The organism is Leminorella richardii (assembly GCF_900478135.1).
In the GTDB taxonomy this organism is placed as follows: Bacteria; Pseudomonadota; Gammaproteobacteria; order Enterobacterales; family Enterobacteriaceae; genus Leminorella; species Leminorella richardii.
On record NZ_LS483470.1, the window covers coordinates 1,849,728 to 1,874,797 of the forward strand.

At 49.1% G+C, this 25,070-nt stretch carries 14 protein-coding genes; 8 read left to right on the plus strand and 6 right to left on the minus strand.

The features are described 5' to 3' along the window. Positions 1–4 precede the first annotated feature (4 nt). Both DQM29_RS08530 and DQM29_RS08535 read right to left on the minus strand, forming a co-directional pair. Positions 5–2,107, minus strand: coding sequence for a type I secretion system permease/ATPase (locus DQM29_RS08530; protein ID WP_111740286.1), 2,103 nt, complete (start codon positions 2,105–2,107; stop codon positions 5–7). A gap of 124 nt (positions 2,108–2,231) precedes the next feature. Beyond that, a complete protein-coding gene (locus DQM29_RS08535) occupies positions 2,232–5,879 on the minus strand; it encodes an Ig-like domain-containing protein (RefSeq protein WP_170126512.1) in 3,648 nt (1,215 codons plus the stop codon). A gap of 829 nt (positions 5,880–6,708) precedes the next feature. Here DQM29_RS08535 and DQM29_RS08540 point away from each other — a divergent pair. The 7 genes from DQM29_RS08540 to DQM29_RS08570 all read left to right on the plus strand — a co-directional run bounded on the left by DQM29_RS08540 (position 6,709) and on the right by DQM29_RS08570 (position 17,039). After that, positions 6,709–7,971, plus strand: coding sequence for an HlyD family secretion protein (locus DQM29_RS08540; RefSeq protein WP_111740288.1), 1,263 nt, complete (start codon positions 6,709–6,711; stop codon positions 7,969–7,971). Between the two features lie 3 nt (positions 7,972–7,974). Beyond that, on the plus strand, positions 7,975–10,167 hold the full coding sequence (locus DQM29_RS08545; RefSeq protein ID WP_111740289.1) for a peptidase domain-containing ABC transporter: 2,193 nt from the start codon (positions 7,975–7,977) through the stop codon (positions 10,165–10,167). After that, positions 10,164–10,592, plus strand: a complete 429-nt coding sequence (locus DQM29_RS08550; protein WP_111740290.1) for a hypothetical protein — start codon at positions 10,164–10,166, stop codon at positions 10,590–10,592. The genes DQM29_RS08545 and DQM29_RS08550 overlap by 4 nt, the downstream gene beginning before the upstream one ends. Before the next feature lies 1 nt (position 10,593). After that, on the plus strand, positions 10,594–12,141 hold the full coding sequence (locus DQM29_RS08555) for a TolC family protein (RefSeq protein WP_111740291.1): 1,548 nt from the start codon (positions 10,594–10,596) through the stop codon (positions 12,139–12,141). A 27-nt stretch (positions 12,142–12,168) separates the two neighbouring features. Next, positions 12,169–12,456 (plus strand): IS1/IS1595 family N-terminal zinc-binding domain-containing protein, encoded by a 288-nt coding sequence (locus tag DQM29_RS08560; RefSeq protein ID WP_111740292.1) that lies wholly within the window; start codon positions 12,169–12,171, stop codon positions 12,454–12,456. 150 nt (positions 12,457–12,606) lie between these two features. Then, positions 12,607–14,547 (plus strand): peptidase U32 family protein, encoded by a 1,941-nt coding sequence (locus tag DQM29_RS08565; protein WP_111740293.1) that lies wholly within the window; start codon positions 12,607–12,609, stop codon positions 14,545–14,547. A gap of 56 nt (positions 14,548–14,603) precedes the next feature. Then, a complete protein-coding gene (locus tag DQM29_RS08570; protein ID WP_170126513.1) occupies positions 14,604–17,039 on the plus strand; it encodes a DUF3772 domain-containing protein in 2,436 nt (811 codons plus the stop codon). An 86-nt stretch (positions 17,040–17,125) separates the two neighbouring features. Here the strand turns inward: DQM29_RS08570 and DQM29_RS08575 are convergent, their stop codons facing one another. The 4 genes from DQM29_RS08575 to DQM29_RS08590 all read right to left on the minus strand — a co-directional run bounded on the left by DQM29_RS08575 (position 17,126) and on the right by DQM29_RS08590 (position 23,301). After that, the gene (locus tag DQM29_RS08575; protein ID WP_111740295.1) at positions 17,126–17,995 is read right to left on the minus strand and encodes an alpha/beta hydrolase; all 870 of its coding nucleotides are present in this window, start codon (positions 17,993–17,995) and stop codon (positions 17,126–17,128) included. Between the two features lie 71 nt (positions 17,996–18,066). Continuing rightward, entirely contained in the window at positions 18,067–20,115 is a 2,049-nt protein-coding gene (locus tag DQM29_RS08580; protein ID WP_111740296.1) for a TonB-dependent receptor domain-containing protein, read from the minus strand. 193 nt (positions 20,116–20,308) lie between these two features. Further along, positions 20,309–21,151 (minus strand): heme/hemin ABC transporter substrate-binding protein, encoded by an 843-nt coding sequence (locus tag DQM29_RS08585; protein WP_111740297.1) that lies wholly within the window; start codon positions 21,149–21,151, stop codon positions 20,309–20,311. An 11-nt stretch (positions 21,152–21,162) separates the two neighbouring features. Next, positions 21,163–23,301 (minus strand): TonB-dependent receptor plug domain-containing protein, encoded by a 2,139-nt coding sequence (locus DQM29_RS08590; RefSeq protein ID WP_111740298.1) that lies wholly within the window; start codon positions 23,299–23,301, stop codon positions 21,163–21,165. A 419-nt stretch (positions 23,302–23,720) separates the two neighbouring features. Here DQM29_RS08590 and hutW point away from each other — a divergent pair, with 419 nt between their 5' ends. After that, complete coding sequence (gene hutW / locus DQM29_RS08595) at positions 23,721–25,022, plus strand: heme anaerobic degradation radical SAM methyltransferase ChuW/HutW (protein WP_111740299.1); 1,302 nt, start codon at positions 23,721–23,723, stop codon at positions 25,020–25,022. Positions 25,023–25,070 lie beyond the last annotated feature (48 nt).

The window sequence follows — 25,070 nt, forward strand, 5'->3', positions numbered from 1 at the left end:
GGCGTTAATTTCCGCTATTGTTTGCCTTCAGTCGCTGCAATACAGCATCTCTCGGTCCGTCGAGAACGACGCCTCCCTGGCTCATAACGATAATTCTGTCTACGAGTCTTAGCGGTGCGTGTCGATGTGTGACAATGACAAAGGTCTTGTCCTTAATGTGCTCGTTAAGAGCACTGACTACGTGATTTTCCAGCGCTTCATCCATATTGGCGGTCGGCTCGTCTAAAAGCAGAATAGGGGAGTCGCGCAGTAGGGTTCTGGCTAACAAAAGGGTCTGTTTTTGCCCTCCAGAGAGACCGCGCCCCCCCTCAGCGATAGAGAGTTCAAGCCCCTGTCCCGTTTTCAGCAGGCTGGCAGCGCCAGCGATATTTAGGGCTTCAACGATCTTGCCGGCAGAGGTCTGTGGCCTGCCCATAATGAGGTTTTCGCGAATAGTTCCGTGGAAAAGCTGTGCGCTTTGTGGCAGATAGGCAATATCGCGACGAACGTCACTATTGCTGATCTCCTTCATGACTAACCCGTCAAGCAGCAGCTCGCCTTCCGTCGTTTCTGCTATGCCGGATATCAGGCGCAGTAGAGTGGATTTTCCTGCGCCGATAGAACCCAGGATAGCGACCTTTTCCCCAGAGTTAATTTCCAGAGAGGCAACGTCTAGAGCGATAGGGGCTTCGGGATTAAAGCGGTACTTGACGTTCTTTAAGCTAAATTGCCCTTTTATCACATCGGTATGCAGCGTTTCGCTAAAGGGCTTTTGATCCAGAGGTTTTTTCAAGAATTCATCGAGCCCAGTCTTTGCCATTTTGGCGTGTTGCCAGCGAGTGAGTACTTGAGCCAGCTGGCCAAGAGGGGCAACAGTACGGCTGGATAAAATAGAACAGGCAATCAGTGTCCCTGTTGTAATGTCATTTTCGATAACCAAATACACGCCGATGGCAATAACGCTGATATAAACCAGCTGTTGAATGAACTGACACCAGTTCGTTATCAGACTGGACCAGTGTCGCTGTTCCAAAGAGATTTGCGCGGTAGTTGAGTTACAGCCGTTCCAGGTTCGCAGAAAGCGATCCTCTGACTGCATGATTTTAATATCTTCCAAACCTTCAACGGTTTCCACCAGCATGGCGTTACGAATGGCGCTTTCACGGATCCCCTGTTGTGACAGACGGGCTAAAGGCCATTGGGCAATAAGCCCAGGGATAACGATCAGAGGGATAGCCAGAAGAGGGGCGAAGGCCAGCGGGCCACCGATAAACGCGATCACGCCAATAAAAATCAGAATAAACGGCATATCAACCATAGCGACGACCGTTGTGGACGTCAGCAGTTCGCGGATATGTTCAATTTCTCTAAGCTGGGCAACAAACGCACCGGTTGAGTTAGGACGCGCATCGTTTTTCATACGCAGCGCGCGGGAAAAGAACATGCCGGACATAAAGAGGTCGGTTTTTTTTCCGATCGCGTCAGCAAGATGACTACGGGCAAGGCGAAGCATCATGTCCATCAGCAGGGCAACCATTACGCCAATGAAGAGAACCCAAAGCGTATGGTAGGACTGAGCAGGAATTACCCGATCGTAAATCTGCATGGAAAATAGGGCGCTTGAGAGTGCCAGAATGTTGCCAAACAGAGCGCCCAGCGCAATCTGCCCATAAAAACGGGCATCTTTTCCTACAAGTTTAAACAGCCAGTTTTCTTTGTACGGCTTAAGAAAATCATCAACACGCTTATCTTCAACGCGCTCTTTGTGAAAAATGAGCCAGACAGGGCCTTCCCGCATCGATTCAAGCTGCTCTAAATCAATCTGTGTTTTTACATCAGGAGAAATATTAAAAGAGAGCGTTGCTGTATTATCTTCATTAACACTATAAACAACAACGGCCTGATTATTATTTAATGGTACAAATACGGGAAATAGAAGCTTTGGAATATTCTTTAATTTTTCGTTCGTTTTTTTATAATTCAACCCAATGTAATTAATGGTATTTTTCATTATTTCTTCATGGCTTCCACCATTTTGAATAATGTGCTGTAAATTGTTTGACGTAACGTTGATACCCAAATCTCGGGCAATAATTGTCACGCATTCACTCCATGGTGAAAAACCCATAACCTCTCCTTGAGAGACATTCTCTTTGGTACTGTGATTATTAATTAATCGCTATCGAATAGCGGCTATCGAATAATAGCGATTAAGTAATAAAAGGGGCGAAGACTCGCCCCTTGAGGAGTGATTAGATTACGCTGATGCTGTTCTGTACCCAAACCTGTGCGTCTTCGTCTTTATCGTAGACATACAGATTGTACTGAACACCGCCTTTGTTAGCGGTAGCAACGTTAGTCCAGCTGGCAAGGTCAAGATCAACCTTGTCTTCAGACGTGCCGTTGATGAACAGCTTCTTATCGTCGTTCAGCTTGATCAGATCGTCATAGCTGACGTCCAGCTGAAGCGCTGACGTTGAGTTCAGATCGATTTGCTCGATATGGCTCATCTTGCTTAATACGCCAGAATCGATAGTCGTGCCTTTCTCATCCTGGAAGACTACGGTATCGAAGCCGTTGCCGCCGTCGATAGAGGTAAACTTACCAGAGTTAACCAGAATGCGATCGTCACCGTCGCCAGCGTTCACGTTAGTCACACCGTTACGACCGTCAATGACGTCGTTACCGGCAGTGCCTTCTGCAGCCTGATAGTTTCCTTCAATGAAGTCGCCTGGCTTGGTCACATCGCCTTTCTCGCCTTCATAGCGAGACGTACCGTCGCTGCCGTAAGTGCGGCTGTACAGGTTGCTATCGCCTTGAGAAACTTCAGACCAGGTGATAGCGAAGCCGCCGTCAGCCAGTGCTGTCACAGAAGGCAGCGAGCATACGCCGTCGTCATCAACGCCCTTATCAACCACCAGCTCCGAAGAGACCGGCTGGCCAGTAGCGTCAAGTACGCGAGCCATAACGTGAGATTCGCCGTTGACGTTCGTTGCCCAAGTCACCACATAGTTACCGTTTTCCAACACAGTGATGTCGTAAGCAGCGGTTAGTGAACCCGGTATCAGACCCTGAGTTCCATCCGTTGATTCGTTAATGACGCTTGCATCGCCTAAGGCGTGCAGCTTGTCATTCAGCATCTGGAAGCGCTGAACCATCACGTCGCCACCGTCGCCCTTAGTTGCACGAACCCAGGAAACCAGAAAGGTGCCGTCAGACAAAGCAATGATCTTCGGTGAAACGTCAGTAGAGCCGGCTGGCGCATTGGTGTTCAGCGTAGCGCCGTCAACAATGACTTTGCCCGTTTTGAAGTCAACAACAGACAGACGCAGATCTACAGGCTTGCTGGTTAACAGCTTGTCAAGAGACCAGTCTTTGCAGCCCTGTTGCCAAACAACTGCGTACTGATTGTTGCCGATACCGGCACCGGCAAGACCTTCGGTATCACTGCCAGGGTTGGTACCAAACAGATAGTTAACAACTTTATCGAATACACCGTTATTGGTGGTGATATAGCCGTTTTCTGTGAAGAAACCGCCCCAGTTGGTGTCATTTGGCGTTTCGATGTTGGTGCTAACCTTGACCAGGTTACCGTTCGCATCTTCTGCATAGCGGTAGCTGTACAGATGTGAACCCAGCTCAAACGCGTCCATGTCAACCAGCGTCAGGAAGAAGTCTACGATAGACTCAACCGGCTTAACGAGCCACTGCAGTACCAGTTCGGTGACGGTATCGATCAGAGAGCCGATGATTGGAATACCGGACAGACCCAGTGATTTACACAGATCGCGAACCAGACCAGAAACGTCCAGATTGTCTACGACGTTTTCAAGATCCAAGAACTCACGAGTGTGGGTACCAGTGAAGACAATGCTGCCGTCTTCAAGCTGAACGATAGAGCTGCTCATCGCGCCCTGGCCGATAATGGCAGACAGGATATGGTTAGGCAGGGTGTTGACCAGACCGTCAATTAGCGCTTTGAAGTCGGTATCCGGAAGCACGTTCAGGAAGTCGATGGCTTTCAGCGCGCCGGTCAGGAAGTCAGCAATAGGGTTAACGACGCTAGACAGGAATCCAGTGATCTTGTCAGCGACTTCGTCCGGGAGCCACTCTTTCAGAATACCGTTTGCACCGCCAAGATCGTTATGTGCAGAAACCAGCTGAGGACCGTTAGTGATTGGCGTACCTTCAGCAGTAAAGCGCTCATAAACGACGTCGTGACCAGTATAGCTGCCGGCAGTTTCATTTTTCGCGTACAGAACAGTGATAGCGCCGTTAGTCGGAGAAACAGACACGTCAAAGTTCGCCAGGAACTGCTGCGCGCTTTCTTTGCTGTAGCCGTCGGCTACGTTCTTATCACCCAGCGTTAGCGTGTTGGTCAGGTTACCATCGGCATCAAACAGCTTGACTTTAATGTCGTAGTATTTTGAACCAGCAGCTTCTGCTTCTGGATAGGCAACGAGATAGCCGCCGCCGGGTAGGGAGCGCGTGATAGAAATCGGCGCATCAATGGTGCTGTCGGTTTCAATTTCACGGATATCAGAATTGGCAATCGCCATGTCGTAAGGCTTTTGTTCAAACGTGACAGAGACGTCTTTGCCTGATTCAGTCACTTTGGCACCGATCACGGTCTGAACATCAAAGCTGTGGTTACCCGCGCTCAGATTTTCAACCTTAATAGACCAGTTACCCTGCTGATCGACTTCGGCGGTACCGATCTTCTTATCGCCATCCATCAGGTTGACCGTCGAGCCTGGAACGCCACGACCGTGAAGGGTCGGAGAGGTGATTTCCGTCGTGGAAGACAGATCCATCGCTTGACCATCTTCGCTCATGCCCAGAACGGAAGCTTTGTGTGAGCTGGGTAGAGTGATGCTGGCCGTGTTGTTGAGATCGTCAGTCAGACTGATGATGCTGGTTCCAGGATTCAGCGTTTCACCAGCTTTCAGCGTAATCTTATAGCTGCCGGTATCGTCGGCCGTGACTTCATAGTCAGCTTTGCCGTCACCGTCGACGTCTAGCTTAACTTTAGCACCCGGTTCAGTTTTGCCGCTGATGACAGTCAGATCTTGAGAGACAGTCATGCTTTCTGAATCTGGCGCTGTTGCGTCAATAACGGTAGTCACCTGAACTTTTTCACCTTTGCTGTTCAGTACCCATACAGTCACCGTAGCACCGTCTGGAATGGTCAGCGGTGAGGGGAAACTCCAGTTGCCGTTCTCATCCGTTGTGGCGGTAAAGTCGTACGTGCCGTCGCTATTCACGTCGATATAGACAGTGGCATTTTTGGCGTCGCTGGTGCCTGACAGACTAGAGCCGTTAGAACGATTCAGCGTCAGCAGTGTTGCGTCTGTTGTATCAGTCGGATTAGGGTTCGGTGCCGGTTCGGATGAACGGTTCTTATTGTCGTCATCGTCGTCGTTTGCAGCCCAGGCAATAAGGCCTGCAATACCGGCAGCACCAAGGCCTAGTGCAACAAATAGACCCGTATTGTCATCATCGCTTGCGACAACTTCTTCACCGCGAACGTCGTAGTAGTCCCAGCCTGAAATGATGTCTTTCAGCTGCTCAGGCGTATAGGCAACCACTTCAGCGCCGTCATTGTAAACGCGCTCATCACCCAGAACGATTTGCTTTTCCGGCAAACCTGATTCAGGAGCGTTTTCGATAGTCAGAGAGCTGATCCCCTGATCGGCGGGACCAAAGAAGTTATCAACAGCGATGACTTTACCGTCAGTGGTATTAATAATCAGGCCACTGCCGTTACGAGTCATATGAGAAACGGCCCCGTTATTTCCTTCGATAAACAGTCTCGTTCCCGGTGTTGCGTTAATATTCGTTGAAGAGCCTAACGAAACGGCTTGTACAGCTTGCCCTGCTTGTTGTACATATAATTTCATATCCATAACCTATATTCGAGGTATTAAATCAGATTTTAAGCTCGGATGTGACCGATGCTTTAAAAGTGATTTTTTCCATTAAATAAATACGATTGCAATTAATTTAGTTTGTTTGTTTCCTATTTATGATTATTAACTAATCCGATCCCCCCTATACTGCAAGCACTGATTCTAATGGTGTGGTCAATCTATCAAAAAAAGATGTTAATGCAAATTTAAAGAAAGGTGATAAAGCATATTTTTATTTATAAATAAGGCAATATTTGGTTTTTTTATTTTTTAATTTTATTACTTGGATGCATTCATTTGGGAAAATAAATTTTTGTTTAGATCTGTCTAGGTATGCTTTTCATGTTTACTTATTTTTGATTCTTAAAAAAATTAATCGAGTGTTTTTCGGTTTATTTTTCATTTATTTCATCATGTTGATGAAATAAAGAAAGAGTTGGTTGGCTGTGGATTAAATGAAAATTTTCTATAAAAAATCACGCCAAAAGATGAGTGATTTTATTGATTTATTAGCTGTTGGTGTTGTTATGTTAAAATTTTTATGCATAAATATTATATTGAAAGGGATTTTGATGATATAAAATAGAAGAGACTGTTTTAAGCAGTGGGTGGTGTATCTTCCTACTTCCTTATTAATATTTTAATGGGTTTGTTTTATTAAATTTATTTTTTGTTACCCTACATTTTTACGTGTGATGTAAACGGTGGTTGCCATGCCTGTTAAGTAAAGTTGGAATGTTCTTATTTGATATTAAAAACAATCTTACTCCAATTAAGTGGTGTCATTTTTATTTTTTAAAAAGTAAAGGAAGATAAGTATATGGGGCTTTTTCGCCAAGAGGCGCTTCAGGCAGAAAAGCAAAAATGGTTAGGGAATGTAATATTAAGTACGCCTTTATCTTTGCGTTTTTTTACCTTCTTTATCTGTGTCGTTATTGCGACTGTCATTCTATTTTGCCTTCTGTTTTCGTATACGCGGAAACAAACCGTCACGGGTCAACTCGTGCCGGATAAGGGCGTGATTAAAGTCTATAGCCAGCAGTATGGTGTCGTTATCGAAAAAAAAGTGAACGAGGGCGATACTGTTTCTAAAGGCGACGCGCTGTACGTCATTTCTGGTGAACGGGAAGGGACAAACACGTTTGGCACACAGAGGACGATAAGCGAACAGATACAGGCGCGAATTGACTCCCTTAAGGATGAAATAGAGAAAAATCAGTCTCAGTTTACAGCAGAAAAATCGCTGCTGGAGAACTACATTCGACAGCTAAATGGCCAGATTGACGCTTTGAATAAGCAAATAACTAACCAGCGGCGCATCTTGGGGCTGGTCCAGCGTCGTCAGCAGCAGTACCAGCAAATTTATCAAAAAGAGTATATCTCTCTGGAGCAATACGAACGGGTAAAAGAAGAAGTATTACAGCAGCAGAGCGCCTTGAGCAGCTATGAAAGGGAAAAGATCAGTACAGAAAAGGAGCTGGCCGGGCGACAGTCGGAATTAGATGGTCTGCTGTTGAAGTTTGAGAAACAGCAGGGGCAGCTTGTACGCAGCATCTCCAGCTCTCAGCAGGAGCTGGTAGAAAGCGAAGCCAAAAGAGAGATCGTCATTCAGGCTCCTCAGTCAGGAACGATCACCGCTGCCGTTGCGCAGGTAGGGCAGTATGTTGAAGCCAGTAAGCCTATGGTCAGCATTATTCCTGATGGCTCTATGCTGCAGGTTCATCTCTACGCACCGAGTAAAGCCGTTGGTTTTATTCAGGAGGGAGCCGAAGTTTGGCTTCGCTATCAGCCATATCCCTATCAGAAGTTTGGCCAATATTCTGGGCGAGTTGTGTCGGTATCAAAGGTCACGTTGACACAAAACGAGTTACAGACATCTGGGCTTACGAACAGCGATCCTTCGTTTTATCAAGTCACGGTTAAACCCGATAGCCAGACGATTTCCGTCTATGGCGAAAAGAAGACGCTTCAACCCGGCATGGAGCTTGAGGCAGACATCGTGCTGGATAAACGCAAACTTTACGAATGGGTGCTGGAACCTCTGTTTAGCATCACACAAAAGGCGAGCGAGGGAGCGCACTAACAAATGAGTTTCGTCAAAAAAATAAACTTTGGGTTAACCAGCCATCGACTGCCGATCGTTATTCAAACTGAATCTGCCGAGTGTGGATTAGCCTGCCTGACGATGATTGCTGGCTACCACCGCTACCATACCGATCTGGCAACGCTGCGTGGGCGGTTTAGCATTTCTCAGAAGGGCATAAATTTAAGTCAACTGCTGAGTATTTCTAAGCAGCTTAGTCTAAACAGTCGCTCTTTGCGCTTAGAGCTTGATGAGCTTCCTAAGCTCAGGCTTCCCTGTATTCTGCACTGGGATTTTTCCCATTTTGTGGTGTTGAAGTCGGTAAAGGGAAACAAGTGCGTTATTCACGATCCTGCTATTGGGGAACGACAGCTCACTTTATCGGAGGTTTCAGCCTCGTTTACCGGGATTGCTGTTGAACTCTGGCCGGATGACGGATTTAAGCCACAGGTGCAGGTTCAGCGGGTGCGTTTTCGCGATCTGATTGGCAAGATTTCGGGGCTTAAAAGCAGCTTTATTCAAGTTCTGGTTCTGGCGCTAGGTATTGAACTGTTTAGCATTATTACACCGCTTTTTACCCAGTGGACCATTGACTACGTTATCGTCTCCAACGATCGCAGTCTGCTGGTTACGCTACTCGTCGGATTTGGCGTGATGATGCTGATACAGCAGGTAACCTCAGCCGTTCGCGCTTGGGTAATGATGTATATCTCTACTTCTATCAGCGTCCAGTGGCGAGACAGTGTGTTCCGCCATCTGATGCGTTTACCTATAGGCTACTTTGAAAAACGTCATCTGGGGGACATTGTTTCTCGCTTTGGTGCCGTTGACGCCATTCAATCTACGCTGTCTTCCTCTTTTTTTGTCGCGATCCTTGACGGGTTAATGACGATCGTCACGCTGGTGATGATGTATATCTACAGCCCGCTTTTGGCCACAGTCTGTCTGGCGACCATGCTGCTTTACGGCATTGGCCGGGTTCTGTGGTATCACCCGCTAAGAATGGCAACGGAAGAGCAAATTGTTCACAGCGCAAAACAGCAAAGCCACTTTTTGGAAACGGTTCGTGGGGTGAGAACAATCAAACTGTTTCTGCGTCAGCAGGAAAGAACTGCCGACTGGATGGGGCTGCTTATTCGTCAGGTTAATGCCGGTGTCAGAGTACAGAAGCTGCAAATTTACTATCAGCAGCTGAATGGACTGCTGTTTAGTATTGAGAATCTGGTAATTTTAGGGTTAGGCGCCACGCTGGTTATGGATCAAACGTTTACGGTCGGTATCCTGATGGCCTTTACGTCCTATAAGACGCAGTTTAGCCAACGCATTAGCAGCCTTATCGACAAGTATTTTGAGCTGAAGATGCTGAGTATTCAAACGGAACGCTTAGCTGATATCGTCCTTACCGAGCCGGAAGAAACGCCAGAACATACCTCCACACTACAGCTCGACAAGCCACCCCGGATTGAATTTAAAAACGTCAGTTTCCGCTATGCCGATAGCGAGCCGCTAGTGATTAAGAACGTCTCTTTTACTGTTGAATCAGGCGAGTGCGTGGCGCTTGCAGGGCCTTCTGGTGGAGGTAAAACGACACTAAGTCAGCTGCTATGCGGCAGCTTAACTCCCTGTGAAGGCGATATTCTGATAGACGGTGTAAGCCTGAAGAATCTGACGCCGGCGGGACTCAGGCGGTTTAGTGCAACGGTTTTACAGGATGACGTTCTGTTTGCCGGTTCCATCATGGACAACATCACCTTCTTTTCTAGAGACGTCGATCGCGAGCGGGTTCTGAAATGCGCGCTAATGGCGGCGATTCACCACGATATTGAGCAAATGCCGATGCAGTACAACACGCTGGTTGGCGACATGGGCGTGGCGCTTTCTGGAGGTCAAAAGCAGCGCATTCTGTTGGCCAGAGCGCTTTATAAAGAACCACAGTTACTGATTCTGGATGAGGCAACCAGTCATCTGGACGTTCAGCTAGAGCAGGCTGTCAACGCGGCAGTAGCACAGCTTGATATCACGAGGCTGGTAATTGCGCATCGTCCGCAGACGCTAGCCTCCGTAGACCGTATTGTTGTGCTTGAAAACGGTACATCAACCCAGCAGATCGCGCCTGCAGAGCTTTTTAGTCAGTTCGAAAACAGCACCTCCTCACCTACGCCCACGCCTAAGATCGAAGAGGAAGAAACCGCATGAAGGGAAAATCACCAATCGCTGCTGTGGTAATGGCAGTCGTGATGAGTTTTTGCTATGCCCAAACGGCGGCTGCGAAGCGGCATATGAACATATCAAAAGACGCAAAAGAGTATGTGCTGATTTATCAAACAAGAAACGAGGCTCAGTTCCCGCCAGCGGTGAAGCCTAAAAATAATCGAGCCTCAAAGGGGGGAGTCATTCATCTGAGTATTGATACTTCGCCAGTTGGGGAAAAAATGACCGATCGCCATTTTAGTGTCGTCACCATGGTGACAGAGAGGGTGACTCCCATTTATTCCCGCAGCCTTATGCTGCCTCGTCTTGGTCAGGCTGCTTTCAGCACAGGAACGAAAACTTTACTTCACGATATCAGCGCTAAATCGGCGCAGCAAAAGGAATTCATTGTTTTACAGGGAGATAAATAGGATGAAGAACTGGCTTTTGGTACCGCTGGCGGCGTCTTTTTGCCTTCCCGTTTGGCTGAATGCGGCGCCTTCTCAAGACGTCAGATCCTTGATTGATGAGCTCTCTTCAACTAAACCGGCTGCGGTCGTTTCTACTGACAGCCGTGTATCAAAAAAAGGCGCGCCGTTGCCGGTGATTACTGACGATATGCTTTATCGGCAGAGCGTCTCCGCAGAGGCCGCAGCGGATAAGAGCCCCAAAAAAGGAACACTGTCAAAAAACGCAGAGCGTGATGTATGTCTTGAGGGGAGTAACAAAAAAAGCGCCTTAAGCTTCTATGACGTTGTCGTTCTGGCTATGTGTAATAACCCTAAGGCTAAGACTGCCTGGCTCAATTTGCGCCACTACCAGATAGAGAAAGACAAAAGCTATGCGGGATACATGCCGACAGTGGACGGTCTTTCGACGTTTAATCATCAAAAATCGAAAACACACTATCCCCAGACCACCCTTGATAATACGACAGAGGCGTGGAAGAACACACTGGAACTCAGCTGGCTGCTGTTCGATTTTGGGCAGCGGGAAGCGGGCATCGATCGCGCTAACGTTGAGCTGAACGCCGTGGAGTTCTTGACGCAGTCTGAGCTGCAGGATGTGGTGTTAGACGCGGCGCAGAAATACTTTACCGTCATTGCCGCTCAGGCTTATTTAGATGCTGCTCGAGACATTGAGCTTATCTCTTATAAGAGTTTGCAGGTGACTCAGGGTAAGCGAGAGGCCGGCGTAGGCGTTTTGGCCGATGAACTACAGGCGAAAAATGCCGCACTGTCGTCAACCAACTATCGTATCAAGGCTGAAGGTGATGTGCGCAATGCTATGGGGGCGCTGGCCTCCATCATGGGGCGCGATATCACAAAGAACATCACGTTCCAAAAGGGGCTAGTGATGCCGTCGGAGAGTGCGTTGGACAACGTTCAACAGCTGATTAACAGCGCGCTTAACCAACATCCCTATCTGCTGTCAGTGAAAGAACAAATTACCGTTTCGGAAAAAGAGCTGGCGATTGCCCAGCGTGGCTTTTTGCCCTCCGTTTATCTGACGTCGCGATGGGGGAAAAGTGAAGCGAAGTACGGGCCAACCTATGACGGAGACGAATTCTATATGGGCGTCAACGTTAAGGTTCCCATCTTTAGCGGATTTAGTCAGTACAACGCAGTGAAAAGCGCGCAAAACCGACTGGAGCAGTCCAAAAACCAGTATGCCCAGTCAAAGCAGGATATTGCACTACAGGTATGGCAAACCTATCAAAGCCTGTCGACCACGCAAAGCAATCTGAAGAACGTCAGCGATCTGGTGGCCTCATCGCGCAGAGCCTATGAAATTGCCCGCGGTCGCTATCAGTCCGGTGTGGGCAGCATTTTGGAGCTGTTGAATACGCAAAATGACCTTTCACAGGCACAGATAGATAACGTCAACAGTATGGTCGAATGGCACTTATCCAGGCTTCAACTGGCAGCGAGTTTAGGGCAGCTAAACGTTTCGACTGTGAAAAACAGTCCATTGAACTAGGCGAAAAAATTATAGGGAGATAAAGCAATGAGACCGAATTATAACCAGATTATGTGCCATCACTGTTCTGAAAAGAGCAGGGTACGACGTCACGGAAAAGCGCGTTCAGGACTACAGCGCTATTTTTGTTCTAACTGTCGGCGAACCTTTCAAATAAACTATATCTATCAGGGGAATGAGAGAAAGATCCTGCAGCTGATTGAAGCGATGTACGAACAGGGAAAAAGCCGCAGTGAAATCTGTTTGTCGTTGGGTATTTCTCACGCAGTGGTCGATCGCTATCTTTATTTGCTGCTGATCGAGGAGAATACATAAACTGAGCCAGCGGGAGTGAGGTAAACAGCATAGCTTAGCGATAATTTAATCTTTAACGTCAGCAAAACGGTTCCGATGCGCGGTATTTAAAAAGTAGGTTACAATGCCGCACGCACCACTTTGATGAACTTCAGGTTAAGCCAGTAAACTATGCAACTTTCAGACCGATCTTCAAACAACAAGCTTGAGCTACTTAGCCCCGCCCGCAACGTAGAGATAGCTCGAGAGGCCATTCTGCACGGTGCAGACGCTGTCTATATCGGCGGGCCGGAATTTGGCGCGCGCCATAATGCGGGCAATTCGCTGAAAGACATTGCTGAACTGGCAGCATTTGCTCACCGCTATTACGCGAAAGTGTTTGTGACGCTGAATACCATTCTTCACGATGCCGAGCTGGAGTCGGTAAGGCGGCTGATCCATCAGCTGTATGATGCGGGCGTTGACGCACTGATCGTGCAGGATATGGGTATTCTGGAGATGGACATACCGCCCATCGACCTTCATGCCAGTACCCAAACCGATATCCGCACGTTGGAAAAGGCCCGCTTTCTGTCGAACGTGGGTTTTTCTCAACTGGTGTTGGCCAGAGAGCTCAATCTAGAGCAGATCCGCAGTATTCATCAAGAAGTTGATGCCACGATAGAGTTCTTTATTCACGGCGCGCTGTGTGTGGCGTTTTCCGGACAGTGCTATATTTCCCATGCACAGACAGGGCGCAGCGCTAATCGCGGCGACTGTTCTCAGGCCTGCCGCTTACCCTGTACGCTAAAGGATGAAAGGGGCGCGGTCGTTGCCTATGACAAGCATTTGCTGTCGATGAAGGACAACAACCAGTCCGCTAATCTGGGGGCACTGATTGATGCCGGGGTTCGCTCCTTTAAAATTGAAGGGCGTTATAAAGACCTGAGCTACGTTAAAAATATTACTGCTTACTATCGCCAGCAGCTTGATGCGATTCTGGAGCAGCGAACAGATTTGGCATCGGCATCCAGCGGCCGAACGCAGCACCACTTTACGCCAAATCCGGATAAAACTTTTCACCGCGGCAGCACTGACTACTTTGTTAATCAACGGCGTATCGACATTGGCGCCTTTGATTCACCCAAGTTTGTTGGCCTACCGGTGGGCGATATTATAAAGGTGGAAAAGCAGTATCTGGACGTCAGCTCCGACACACCGCTGAGCAACGGGGACGGCCTTAATGTGCTGGTTAAGCGAGACATTGTCGGCTTTAGAATCAATAAAGCAGAAAAGCTGGCAGAAGGGCGATATCGACTTTATCCCAATGAAATGCCAGCAGATCTTTCTAAACTTCGTCCGCATCATCCCCTTAATAGGAATCTCGACCACCAGTGGCAGCAGTCACTGTTAAAAAGCTCCAGCGATCGTCGAGTGGGAGTTAGGCTACACTTAAAGGGCGATCGGGATGAACTGCGGCTGGAGATGAAAAGCGAAGAGCAGATTTCAGTTACCGTGTCACTTAACGGTGAATTTGCCGAGGCAAATCAGCCTGAAAAAGCGATATCTTCTCTTAGAGATGGCCTTGGCAAACTGGGTCAGACCATGTATTACGCAACGGACATCGACATTGACGTATCATCTGTGCCCTTTATCCCCAGCGCTCAGCTTAACCAGCTGCGACGCGATGCGGTTGATGCCCTGACAGAGGCTCGCTTGGCTCAATATGTGAGAGTTAACCGCAGACCCAGCAGTTCACCAGCTCCGCGTTTCCCACAAACACACTTAACATTTTTGGCTAACGTCTATAACCATTTAGCTCGATCTTTCTACCAGCGTCACGGCGTAGAGCTTATCGATGATGCCTATGAGGCACATGGAGAAAAGGGCGACGTGCCGCTGATGATCACCAAGCACTGTCTTCGCTTTGCGTTTAATCTTTGTCCTAAACAGGCTAAGGGTGTTCAGGGGGTAAAAACTCGGGTAACGCCTATGCAGCTGGTGCAGGGAGACGAAACGCTAACGCTAAAATTTGACTGTAAGTCCTGTGAAATGCAGGTATGGGGCAAGATGAAATCCCATATATTAAAGTCTCCTCCGCCGGGCAGTCAGCCAGAAAGCGGGGACGAGTAGCGTTATTTCTGGTTCATAGGCAAACAGTGACAACAGCAGATAGGGCGCTTTTTTATATGCATAGTTATGATCGACACGGCAATAAGCGCAGTTTTTCTCTACCGCGCACGCTTGTTTTTTTGTGTTTGTTTCTCTTCTCGCTGGGTGCAATTGCTCAGGAAACCTCTGCGTCCGAGCCGCCTTCTGAGATCGATGCTATTAAGGCAATTAACGGTGAGGCGCTAGGGAAGCTTCAGCAGCGCCTAGGGGATATAAAACAGAAGGTTTCCGCTGCCACAACGGATAAGCAACTCAGTGAGCTCAATACCAGCACGCTAGAGTTGGTCAATGAAACCAGTGATGATATCCAACTGCTGCTTCCCGCACTGACACAAATCAAAACCCAGCTTGACGTGATTGGGCCACTGCCCGCTGCGGACATGCCAGCAGAACCGCCAGAGGTCGCTCGCCAGCGCCGCGCGTTGACCGACAGTAAGACACAAATGGAGAAAAATCTGAGTCAGCTTGAAACGCTGAGGACGGATGCCACTAGTCTTTCAAAACATATTGTTGAGCTGCGCAGAAGTACCTTAAAAACTCAGCTGGCGCTTAATTCTGGCAGTATCTTAAGCTGGCGATTCTGGTCGGTGCTGTTTACGCCACAAAGTGAAGATCTGAAAAAGTTTGACGGCTTTGGTCAGCAGTGGCAGCAGTCGTGGGACAGCGCCTGGCAATCTGAGAGCCGAATTAGTACGGCAATACTTGGCGGTCTGGCCTTGGCCTTTTGGCTGTTTGGGCGTCGGATATTGGAAAACGGTCTGGTTTGGTTGAGCATTCAGGCCTTTCCCGACGGTCGCCTGCGGCGGAGCTTTCTGGCGCTGGGTACTGTATTGGTCACCGTCCTGGTTATCTGGGGTGGTGCAAAACTGCTTTATCTGGCTCTTGCCGGGCAAGATGGCTTTTCTCCCGACGTTGAAAAGTTTGCCAATGCGCTGCTCGATTTGACGATCTTTTCAGGGCTAGTGGCAGGGCTAGGCAGAGCGTTACTCTCTATTCGCCGACCGTCATGGCGGCTGATTGCCATGCCAGATCCCATTGCTAATGTAGTGCGGCCTTATCCTACCGTGTTGGCGATTTTCCTGATGGCGTTCGGCTCTGTTGAGCAGATGAACTCCGCTATCAACAGCAGTGTGCCGACAGCCATTTTTAGCAACGGCATTATTGCGTTACTGATTGGTTTACTGATGCTGAGCGCGGCGTACCGTACCCATGCGCTTCGCCGTGCGTCTGCTCGCAGTGACTCACCGCTAGAAGCGCGAAGCACTATCGCAGGCCTTATTTATGTCAGTATTACGCTGGTATCCGTCATTGCGCTATTGGCGCTGCTGATTGGCTATATTTCTCTGGCCCGCTTCCTGACCTATGAGATGGTGTGGGTCGGCATTGTTTTATCCATGCTCTATCTGGCAGTAAAGTTTGTTAATGACCTTTGTGAAAGTCTGTTCTCGATAAACAACGCTAGCGGTAAGTGGATAAAGCAGACACTGAATCTCAACGAGCGCTATCTGGAACAGGCAACCATCCTGTTTTCGGCCATTGGCAATACTGCACTGGTACTATTGGCTATTATTGCGCTGTTTAACGGTACCTATGGCACCACAACGCCGATGACGCTGGTAGAGAAGGTGATTGAAATTCTCGGCAGCGACAGTCTGGGCAAGATCAACATTGTTCCGGCTAACCTGATGAACGCGGCTATCAGTCTGGCCATTGGGCTTTACGTACTGCGAACCTCCCGCCGCTGGCTGAGCACTAAGTTTTTACCCAAAACGGCCATGGACTCCGGCATGCGCATGTCGCTGGTGACGCTGTTTAGCAACATTGGCTACGTGTTAGTGATCCTGATGACCCTGTCGGTACTGGGCATCGAGTGGAACAAGCTGGCGTGGATCGTCAGCGCCCTGTCGGTAGGTATTGGTTTTGGCCTACAGGAAATCGTTAAGAACTTTATTTCAGGCCTGATCTTGCTCACCGAGCGTCCGGTGAAAGTAGGCGACCTAATCAGCATCAGCGGCGTAGAAGGAGATATTCGCCGTATTAATGTGCGGGCAACGGAGATTCAGCTTAGCGATAAGTCAACGGTCATTGTCCCTAACTCTCAGCTCATCTCACAAAACGTGCGTAACGTTACCATGGGGAACGCGCAGGGTGTCGCGACAATAGCGCTGACCTTTCCGCTGGATATCGATCCTGAACAGGTGAGAGATATCCTGATTGAAGCCTATGTGTCCCATGAAGTGATTTTTGACACACCGGCACCGTCCGTTTCCTTCAGCCAGTTGACGCCAGACGGCATTACGCTCAGCGTAACGGGCTACGTGAGCAGCCCCCGTCTGGTAAGCCGAACGAAAAGCGATCTGCTGTTTGATATCTTAAAGCGCCTGCGCGCGGCGGGGGTTAAGCTGTCCAGCCTCAAAGCCTTGTTGTTCAACAGGCCTCAACGGAAGTCGTAAATCTGAAGGCTCAGGAAGAATAGAACAGGAATAGTAGTAAGAAGCGGGGGAATATAAATTCCCCTTTGACGTCTTGCTTATCGCCTTTACTGCGCAGCGGACTTGACGGCTTCATTAATGGCATCGGGGATCACGCTGCCGTGGTTTTTACCCGGAAACAGAATAAAGTTAACGTTGGCACCCTGCTGATGCAGCGTTGCAGCAAGCTCTCTCGCTTTGGTTACCTGTCGACGCTCGGCCTGCCTTTTGGCGCGTTCAGGGTCGACAGGCAAATTAGCTTTGCTTGGATCGGGCTTTTCCTCATATTCCCCAACGGTAAGGGTTACAGCTGGCGAATTAAGCGTTAGCAGCGGCGTGCGCTTGGGGATAACAATCCCTTTTCCCCACCAGAGTGAAGGGCTGGCCGCGACGTAGCGCTGAAAGCTTTGAGGATGGTTGAACAGCACATGCAGCGTAAACAGCCCGCCAAATGAATGGCCTGCCAAGGTTTGTCGTGACCGATCAATGGCGTAGTGAGAGTAAACCCAGGGCTTCACCTCTTGTTCAATAAACTGATAGAACGCCTCTGACTGCCCGCCTTTAGCAAATTCTTCTCCTTGAGCCGGGGGCGTGTAGTCTCGCGTTCTCAGGTCAGTGTTATAGCTGACATCCATCTGGTAGCCAATTGCGACGACAAGCGGCGCAGGGCCGTTTTCAGGGCGATAGCCGTTAACCGCCAAAGGAAACTGGCCGTTGCCGTCCAGCATATAGAGAATCGGATACCCAGCCTTGGGCGCAGGAGTTTTAGGTACAGCAATAAAGAGGCGATAGCCATAGCCCTGCTTAGAGGTCAGATCGTGCTGGCTGAACGTAAAGTGCTGATGAGCCAGTTCTTCAATAGGGGGAATAACGGGTGAGGGTTTAGCGGAAAGGCCGCTGCAAAAGAGCAGCGCGGTGGCGATAAGCGATTTATACATAGAGTGCTACCCTGAAAGCAAAGCGGCGGCATCCTAGCGGTATTTTCTCCACTGGATGCCGCACACAAAGGTTAGAACTTCAGGTTTAGACCAACCCAGAAGCGACGACCGTCTTCGACAATCCAGTTGCCGCCGTTGGTATCAATGTCGTCTCCGGTTTCGTCAGTAATGTTGAGAACGGCCATATTCAGCTGGGCGTTCTTACTGATCTGATACGTACCTCCGACGTCAACAGTGGTAAACCCATCGCGATAGCGTGGCCCCGTATAGCCGTTGCGCTGGGCGGCCCAAACCTGCTTGCCGGTGTAAGTCACGCGAGTATAGGTTTCCAGCGTGTCGTTCACTTCCCAGGTCAGCTTGCCGTTGGCGCTGTGCTTTGGCGTTTGCGCCAAAGGCTCTCCCTTAAGGGAGGTTCCACTGCTGAAGAACTCATCGTTACTCTTGCGCTTGGAGTCAAGGTAGGTGTAGTTCAGATCCAGCTTCCACGATGGAGCAAGAGGAATGCTGGTTGCCGCTTCTACGCCTTTGATATTGGCTTTACCCACATTGTCGTAGGTATACAGGTTCAGACCGGTAATCGGATCTTTATCTCCGGTACTGTAGCTGGTTAGCTTGTTTTTGAAGTCGGTGTTAAACAGCGTTAGCGCAGCGCTAAAGCCCGACTCGTGATCGTAGGCGATGCCGATCTCTTCGTTAACGCTGGTTTCTGGCTTCAGGTCAGGGTCACCGTAGATAATACCGGCGCCCCCTTGGGTGGCCGTACCGTAGCTGGGGCTGATCTGACGAAGCGTCGGGGCGCGAAACGCCTTGGCAACACCGCCTTTAAGCGTTATTTCATCCGTTAGGTGATAAACCAGATAGCCTCGTGGGTTCCAGTAGTTACCGTAGGTTTCATGATCGTCCAGACGGACGCCACCGGTAAAGATCAGAGAATCAGTTAAAGAAATTTCATCTTCAACAAAAATAGACTGCTGATAGGCTGAAATATTGGCATTTTCCATTTTACCTTTGCCGGTAGTTGAACCGTCTTCCAGTTCAGAATACTGATACTGACCGCCAATGGTTACCATGTTGCTCGGCAGGGGAAGCGTCATCTTAGCGTCGACGACAGTGTTGGTAATTTCGGGACGTCGACTATCGTAGCCACCAACCCAAGCGCCGGAACTGCTGTTAAGCTTATAGCTTTCGGTCACGCGCTTAGTTTTTTCCTGGTACACGCTAACGTCCGTGAAGGCAAAGTCCCAGCGGCCGTTATGAGTAATAGCCCAGTGGTTACGCTCGTTGCTGAGATCGGTTTTTGAGTTTGGCTGCTTCAGGCCACCACGGATAGTGTAAGCATCGATAGACTTGCCCGGCGTTGACTCACGCTTTTGCACGGTGCGACCGGCTTCTAGCGTAATGTCTTGGCTTTCTGTAGGGGTAAAACTCAGTTTAGCAGTGATGTTTTTATTATCATTTTTGTTATAGCCGCCAATAATGTCGTCTTCTGGGCGATAGTCGGCCTTACCGTAGATCTGAAATCCGATGAGGTTCTCCATTAGCGGCCCGGAAAGGTAGAAATTACCTCCGTACATGTTGCCCGAATCGGCGTTTTCCTGAATAGTTGCGTCCATACCGACCGCGCCGTGCCACTCGTTACCCACTTTACGGGTAATAATGTTAATTACGCCACCCATGGCGTCAGAACCGTACAGGGCTGACATCGGACCACGGATCACTTCGATGCGTTCAATCGCTTCCATCGGGGGAATAAAGCCGGCTTCAAAGCCGCCGCTGCCGTTTGGCCGTGATTCACGACTGTTTTGACGCTTTCCGTCAACCAGTATTAATGTGTAGTCACCGGGTAATCCGCGAATAGAGATATCTTGAGTATTGGTTTCTCCGCCGGCAATGCTCACGCCTTCAATATCTTTAACGGCATCGGCCAGATTGTGAAACGGCTTTTTCTCTAAATCTTCACGCGTGACGACGCTGATGCTGGCGGGAGCGTTGCGAAGCGCCTGCTGGAAGCCTGAGGCTGTCACAACCATGGTTTCTTCGCTCTCGGCAGCAAAAGCGGGAAGGGCGGCAAAGCTGCTGATAATGGCAATTGTCAAACGGTTGAGCGTGTTGTGGTTCATCGTTATCCCTGTTCAGTGGTAATAAAGCGTAATTTTAGTTTCATTATGAAAAGAAATCGGAATGATAATAATTATTATTTATATTTGATCAAGAGTTTTGTTGATAAATCTTTACAATAGAAACCGTGCCTCCGACATAAGCCGGAGGTACAGGAGAACAGGAAGGGTAAAGTAGGAAGGGGAACTCGATGACCTACTGGAGGTTTTCCTGCGGATAAAAACCGTGATAGAGCTGTTCAACGGCTTGCCCTACGCGTGGGCCAATCCCCAGAATAATGGCTCTGTCGATAGCCACAATGCGCCCGTTTTTCCAAGCAGGAGTCTGCTGTACGCCGGGAATAGAACCCAGCTTTGCCATACCGTCAGGTTCATTTAGGCTTTGTTCCGTCACAACGATAACGTCAGGGTGGCTGCTGATAATGCCTTCACCGCTGAATTTTTTATACTGAACGTGAGTCGCTGCATTGTGGCCTCCCGCTAAAGCCATAATGCCGTCGGCAATGCTTCTTTGACCCGCTACCTGTGGCTCCGCATTGTCAATACTGAGTAAGAACAACACTTTTACTTTATCCGGATGTGCATCTACCTTTTTTCTCACCGATGTCAGACTGTTTTCTATATTGGCAACTAGCGCTTCCCCCTGTTCTTTTCGGTTTAGCGTCGAGGCGATTGCGCGAATATTGTCTCGCAGCTGTTCAACCGTCGCGGGAGTACGGGGTAAGGCCAGTACTTTTACGCCGATCGATGACAGCTGGCTGAGAGCATGAGCCGGTTCCGCATCGTTCCAGGTAAGAAACAGCGTGGGTTTCAGTGCCAGAATGCCTTCGCTGCTTAACTGTTTCCAGTAACCAATCTGCGGCAGTGATGCGGTCTCCGGAGGATAGGAAGTGGTTTGATCGACAGCGATAACGTCACTGCCTGCGCCTAGGGCGTAGACAACCTCAGCGATCGAACCGCCAGCAATGACAATCCGCTCTTGAGCTGAGAGGGATAGGGGCGCAATAAGCGCCGTCACTATGAGCATCAGACGAAGCATGGAATGTCCCCTTAGAAGCTAAAGCCAAAGCCGATGGCTGTGTTAAACCCAGACGCAGGAATGCTTTCTCGAGCCGTTTGATAGCGCTTGTCCGTCAGGTTGTTCAGCGCCAGATTTACCTGATACTGATTGTCTGAGCCAAATCGACTGGTTAAGGCAATATTTGCCGTCGTCCATCCCGGATAGCGGTATTCAATATCGGTGGTTTTATCTTTGGCGCCAGAGGCCGCGCGCAGATAAACGTCGGCTTCTACGTCAACGATCTCAAGGAACAGGTTCTTTCTCACACCAAAACGACCTGTCAGCATGGGTTCACCAGTATCATAGGTGCTGCGGGTGTCCATTTTCAGTTCACGCTGCATCATATTGCCGGTTACGTAAGGGACAAAAGACCAGCCGCTGTATTCGGCGTGAAGCTCCATGCCGTAGGTGTACGCCTTATCGACATTGGCGTAATACTGATAGGTTGAACGGCTGCTGTTTCTATTGCCGTTACATACCGCGTCACCGTTGCAGGCTAGCGTTGTAATGTAGTTATCCGCAATGGAGTAATAAACGGCAGTGTCGATAAACCACTGATGGCCGTTATAGCGCAGGCCGATTTCATAGTTGTCTGACGTTTCCGCTTTCAGGTTTGGATTACCGTAGATGGTACCGCCGCCAGCCGTTGTCTCGATATAGAGATGCGACAGAGAAGGGAACACGTAGCCTTCGGCATAAGAAAAGCGCAGTTCTGTGTTAGTAAATCCGGAATAGCGCAAGCTGGTGGACGTTGTTAACGTATTATCCCTAACGGTTTTTTTATCTTCTACCGAATAGCTGGTACCGGTTGTTGAATGAACGGTTTTACTGCCGCCATCAAGATTTTTGGATTCTAACCAGTATTGGCGAGCGCCCAGTGTCCACGTCCAATCTTCGGCTATTTTCAGTTCGTTTTGAGCAAAAGCAGCCCAGCTTGACTGCTCCCAGCGGTTATCCGACTCTTTTTGGCGCTGATAGTTTGTGGCAGGAGGAAAGCCAGTGGAGGTTGAAGAAGTGACTTGGCTAAGTGAATCCTGTGTGACCCTGTCACGCTGATATTGAGCGCCAACGAGCAGCGTGTCGTTTTGAAACGGTGTCAGGTCGGCCTGAAAGGTCAGGCCGTCCGTTTTTTGTTTGTCATTGGTGTTAGTTTTAGTGAGCACATCGAGGTTGCCGATCATTGGGCTGCCGGTCGGTGTACTCACTTCAATATGGTTACGAAACTGACGCTCAATTTCCTGACGATAGCCGTCTACGTGCAGATTTTTAACGATGTCGCCATTTATCTGATAGTCGTAAAAAAGCCCTACTTTTTCTCGAGTCAGTTTGGGAATTTTGACGCTAAAGGCCTGATACCCAGGCTCGTTGAAGTAAGTTTGTGTATCGAGCTTATAGCGATCGAGGGAAAGGCCGAACTTGTGCTTGCCCAGCGTATAGCCTAGCCACGCTCCCTGACTCTGATTATCAAAGCCGGTATTAGGCAGTCGACCGTCTGGCGTATCCCGATCGCCGTGATCGGCATAGCTAGCGTTTAGGCGGTAGTCAAAGCCATCGATAGAACCGTAGACGGCGGCAGACTCTGTCCATCCGTCAGTGGCGCTGTCATAGACCACGTTGATCTTGCCGCCAATCGGCTTATCGCCGCCTTTTTTGGTGATAAAGTTAATCACGCCGCCAATAGCCAGTGAACCATAGAGCACCGAGTGAGGGCCTTTAACCACTTCAATACGTTCAAGGGAAGAGCTGTCAATAAGCAATCCCGGGCCGGAGTTGTGGCCTGAGCGCTGGTAGGTAACCTCTTGGCCATCGATCAGAATTAACACCCTTGACGGTGCTTCACCACGAATGCGGATCTGCTTTCTGCCCGCCAGCGCATTATCATAAATCTCCACGCCGGGAACATCGCGCAGCGCTTCGGCTACAGAGTCTCCGGTGAGCTTATCCAGCGCCTGTCTGTCGACGACTTGAATCGACACCGGGCTTTCCCAAAGCGGTTTCTCCGAGCGGCTCGCGCTCACCACCATTGTATCGCCTTCTTTTTCCTCTACAGACTCCTGATTTGCCTGTGCGGCAGACACCGTGAGTAAAGAGGGAAGAAGGGCAGCCAGAAGCGTTTTCCTTGTTTTCATTTTTTTTCTCTACTTTTTAATGAGAATGATTATCGTTAGACTTTATAGAGAAAGAAAAGATGAGTTTCGAGTACTAATTTAGCGTTGTTTGATCAATGTCATGAAAATGAGAATTATTATCTATTGATTAAATAATAAAAATATCAATCAGTTAAATAATTCACGCGGTTTTTCTTTTGCAAAAAATTAACATTTTGATTAAGAGAATTCACGCTAATAAGATGAAAACAAACATGAAAAATGCATCTTTATAGTTGAGGATTTTGTTAAAAAAAAGAAAGAATTAGTCACCATGATAAGGATTTCGTTCTAAAAATAGCCTTTTAGACGTGGCAAAAAATTATTTGATAAACGATTATTATTATCATTTAATGCGAGTCATTTGATGTAAACCGACAGAATGAATCAGAGAATGAAAGATGGCTATTGATTTAACGCCTTACTATGCTCAGCCCGGACCTCTCCCTTTTCCCGATCGCCGTGCGACAATGCCTTGGCGCAACAGTGTACCGCTCCAGGCTGAAGCCATTAACGATGCCTGGCTTTCTTTGCTTCAAAGCGCCGTTCCTCATCGTAAAAGACTGCTGTATTTACATATCCCATTTTGCGCTACGCACTGTACGTTCTGTGGTTTTTACCAGAATAAGTTCAGCGAGCAAGACGCTCAGCGCTATGTCGACTATCTGCTCAAAGAGATTTCGCTGGAAGCCGATAGCCCTTTATTACAGTCCGCACCTATCCACGCTGTTTACTTCGGAGGAGGCACGCCAACTTCGCTTTCTGCGGAGGGGCTGTTTCGCATTATCAGGCGCCTGAAGTCGAGTTTACCTCTGGCGCCTGACTGTGAGATTACGGTTGAAGGGCGGATCCTCAACTTTGATGACGAGCGGATTGACGCTTGCTTAGACGCTGGCGCAAACCGTTTCTCTATCGGTATCCAGACCTTTGATACCCGCATCCGGCAGCGTATGGCAAGGACATCAGACAAAGAGCAGTCCATTGCATTTTTACACAACCTGTGCAGTCGCGATAAAGCCGCTGTGGTTTGCGATCTGATATTTGGCTTACCCGGACAAACGCCGGAAACCTGGCGCGAAGATATTGCGATTGTGAAAGATCTGGCGTTGGACGGCGTAGACCTTTACGCGCTGAACCTGCTGCCGACAACGCCATTGGCTAAAGCGGCAGAAAACCAGCGAGTCACCCTGCCTGACGTAACGGCACGGCGCGATTTTTACCTACAGGGCGCTGATATTTTAGCGCAGTATGGCTGGCGTCAGCTGAGCAACAGTCACTGGGCCAGAACTACGCGGGAAAGAAACCTCTACAATCTGCTGATCAAGCAGGGTGCCGACTGCCTAGCAATGGGATCAGGGGCGGGCGGAAATTTAAACGGCCAAGCCTACATGATGGAGCGCCGTCTTGATACCTATTACCAAACCCTCGATGAAGGGCGTAAGCCAATCATGATGATGACTCAGTCCGCGGGAGACGCCGCCCGCTGGCGTCACGAGCTACAGGCAGGAATTGAAGTAGGGCGAATCGATCTGCCCGCCTTAACGCCGCGCGCAGCCGATCTATCACCGTTGGTTTTCCAATGGCGGCAGGCCGGGCTGGTGCAGGATGATGCGCTCTGTATTCGACTCACGGACGAAGGGCGCTTTTGGGCCAGCAATCTGCTGAGTTCGCTACAGCAGCTGGTTATGCAGCTAAACGGATAACGCTTTACCGCGCTGCTAATTGGCGGCGTTTACCGATTCAAAAGATAA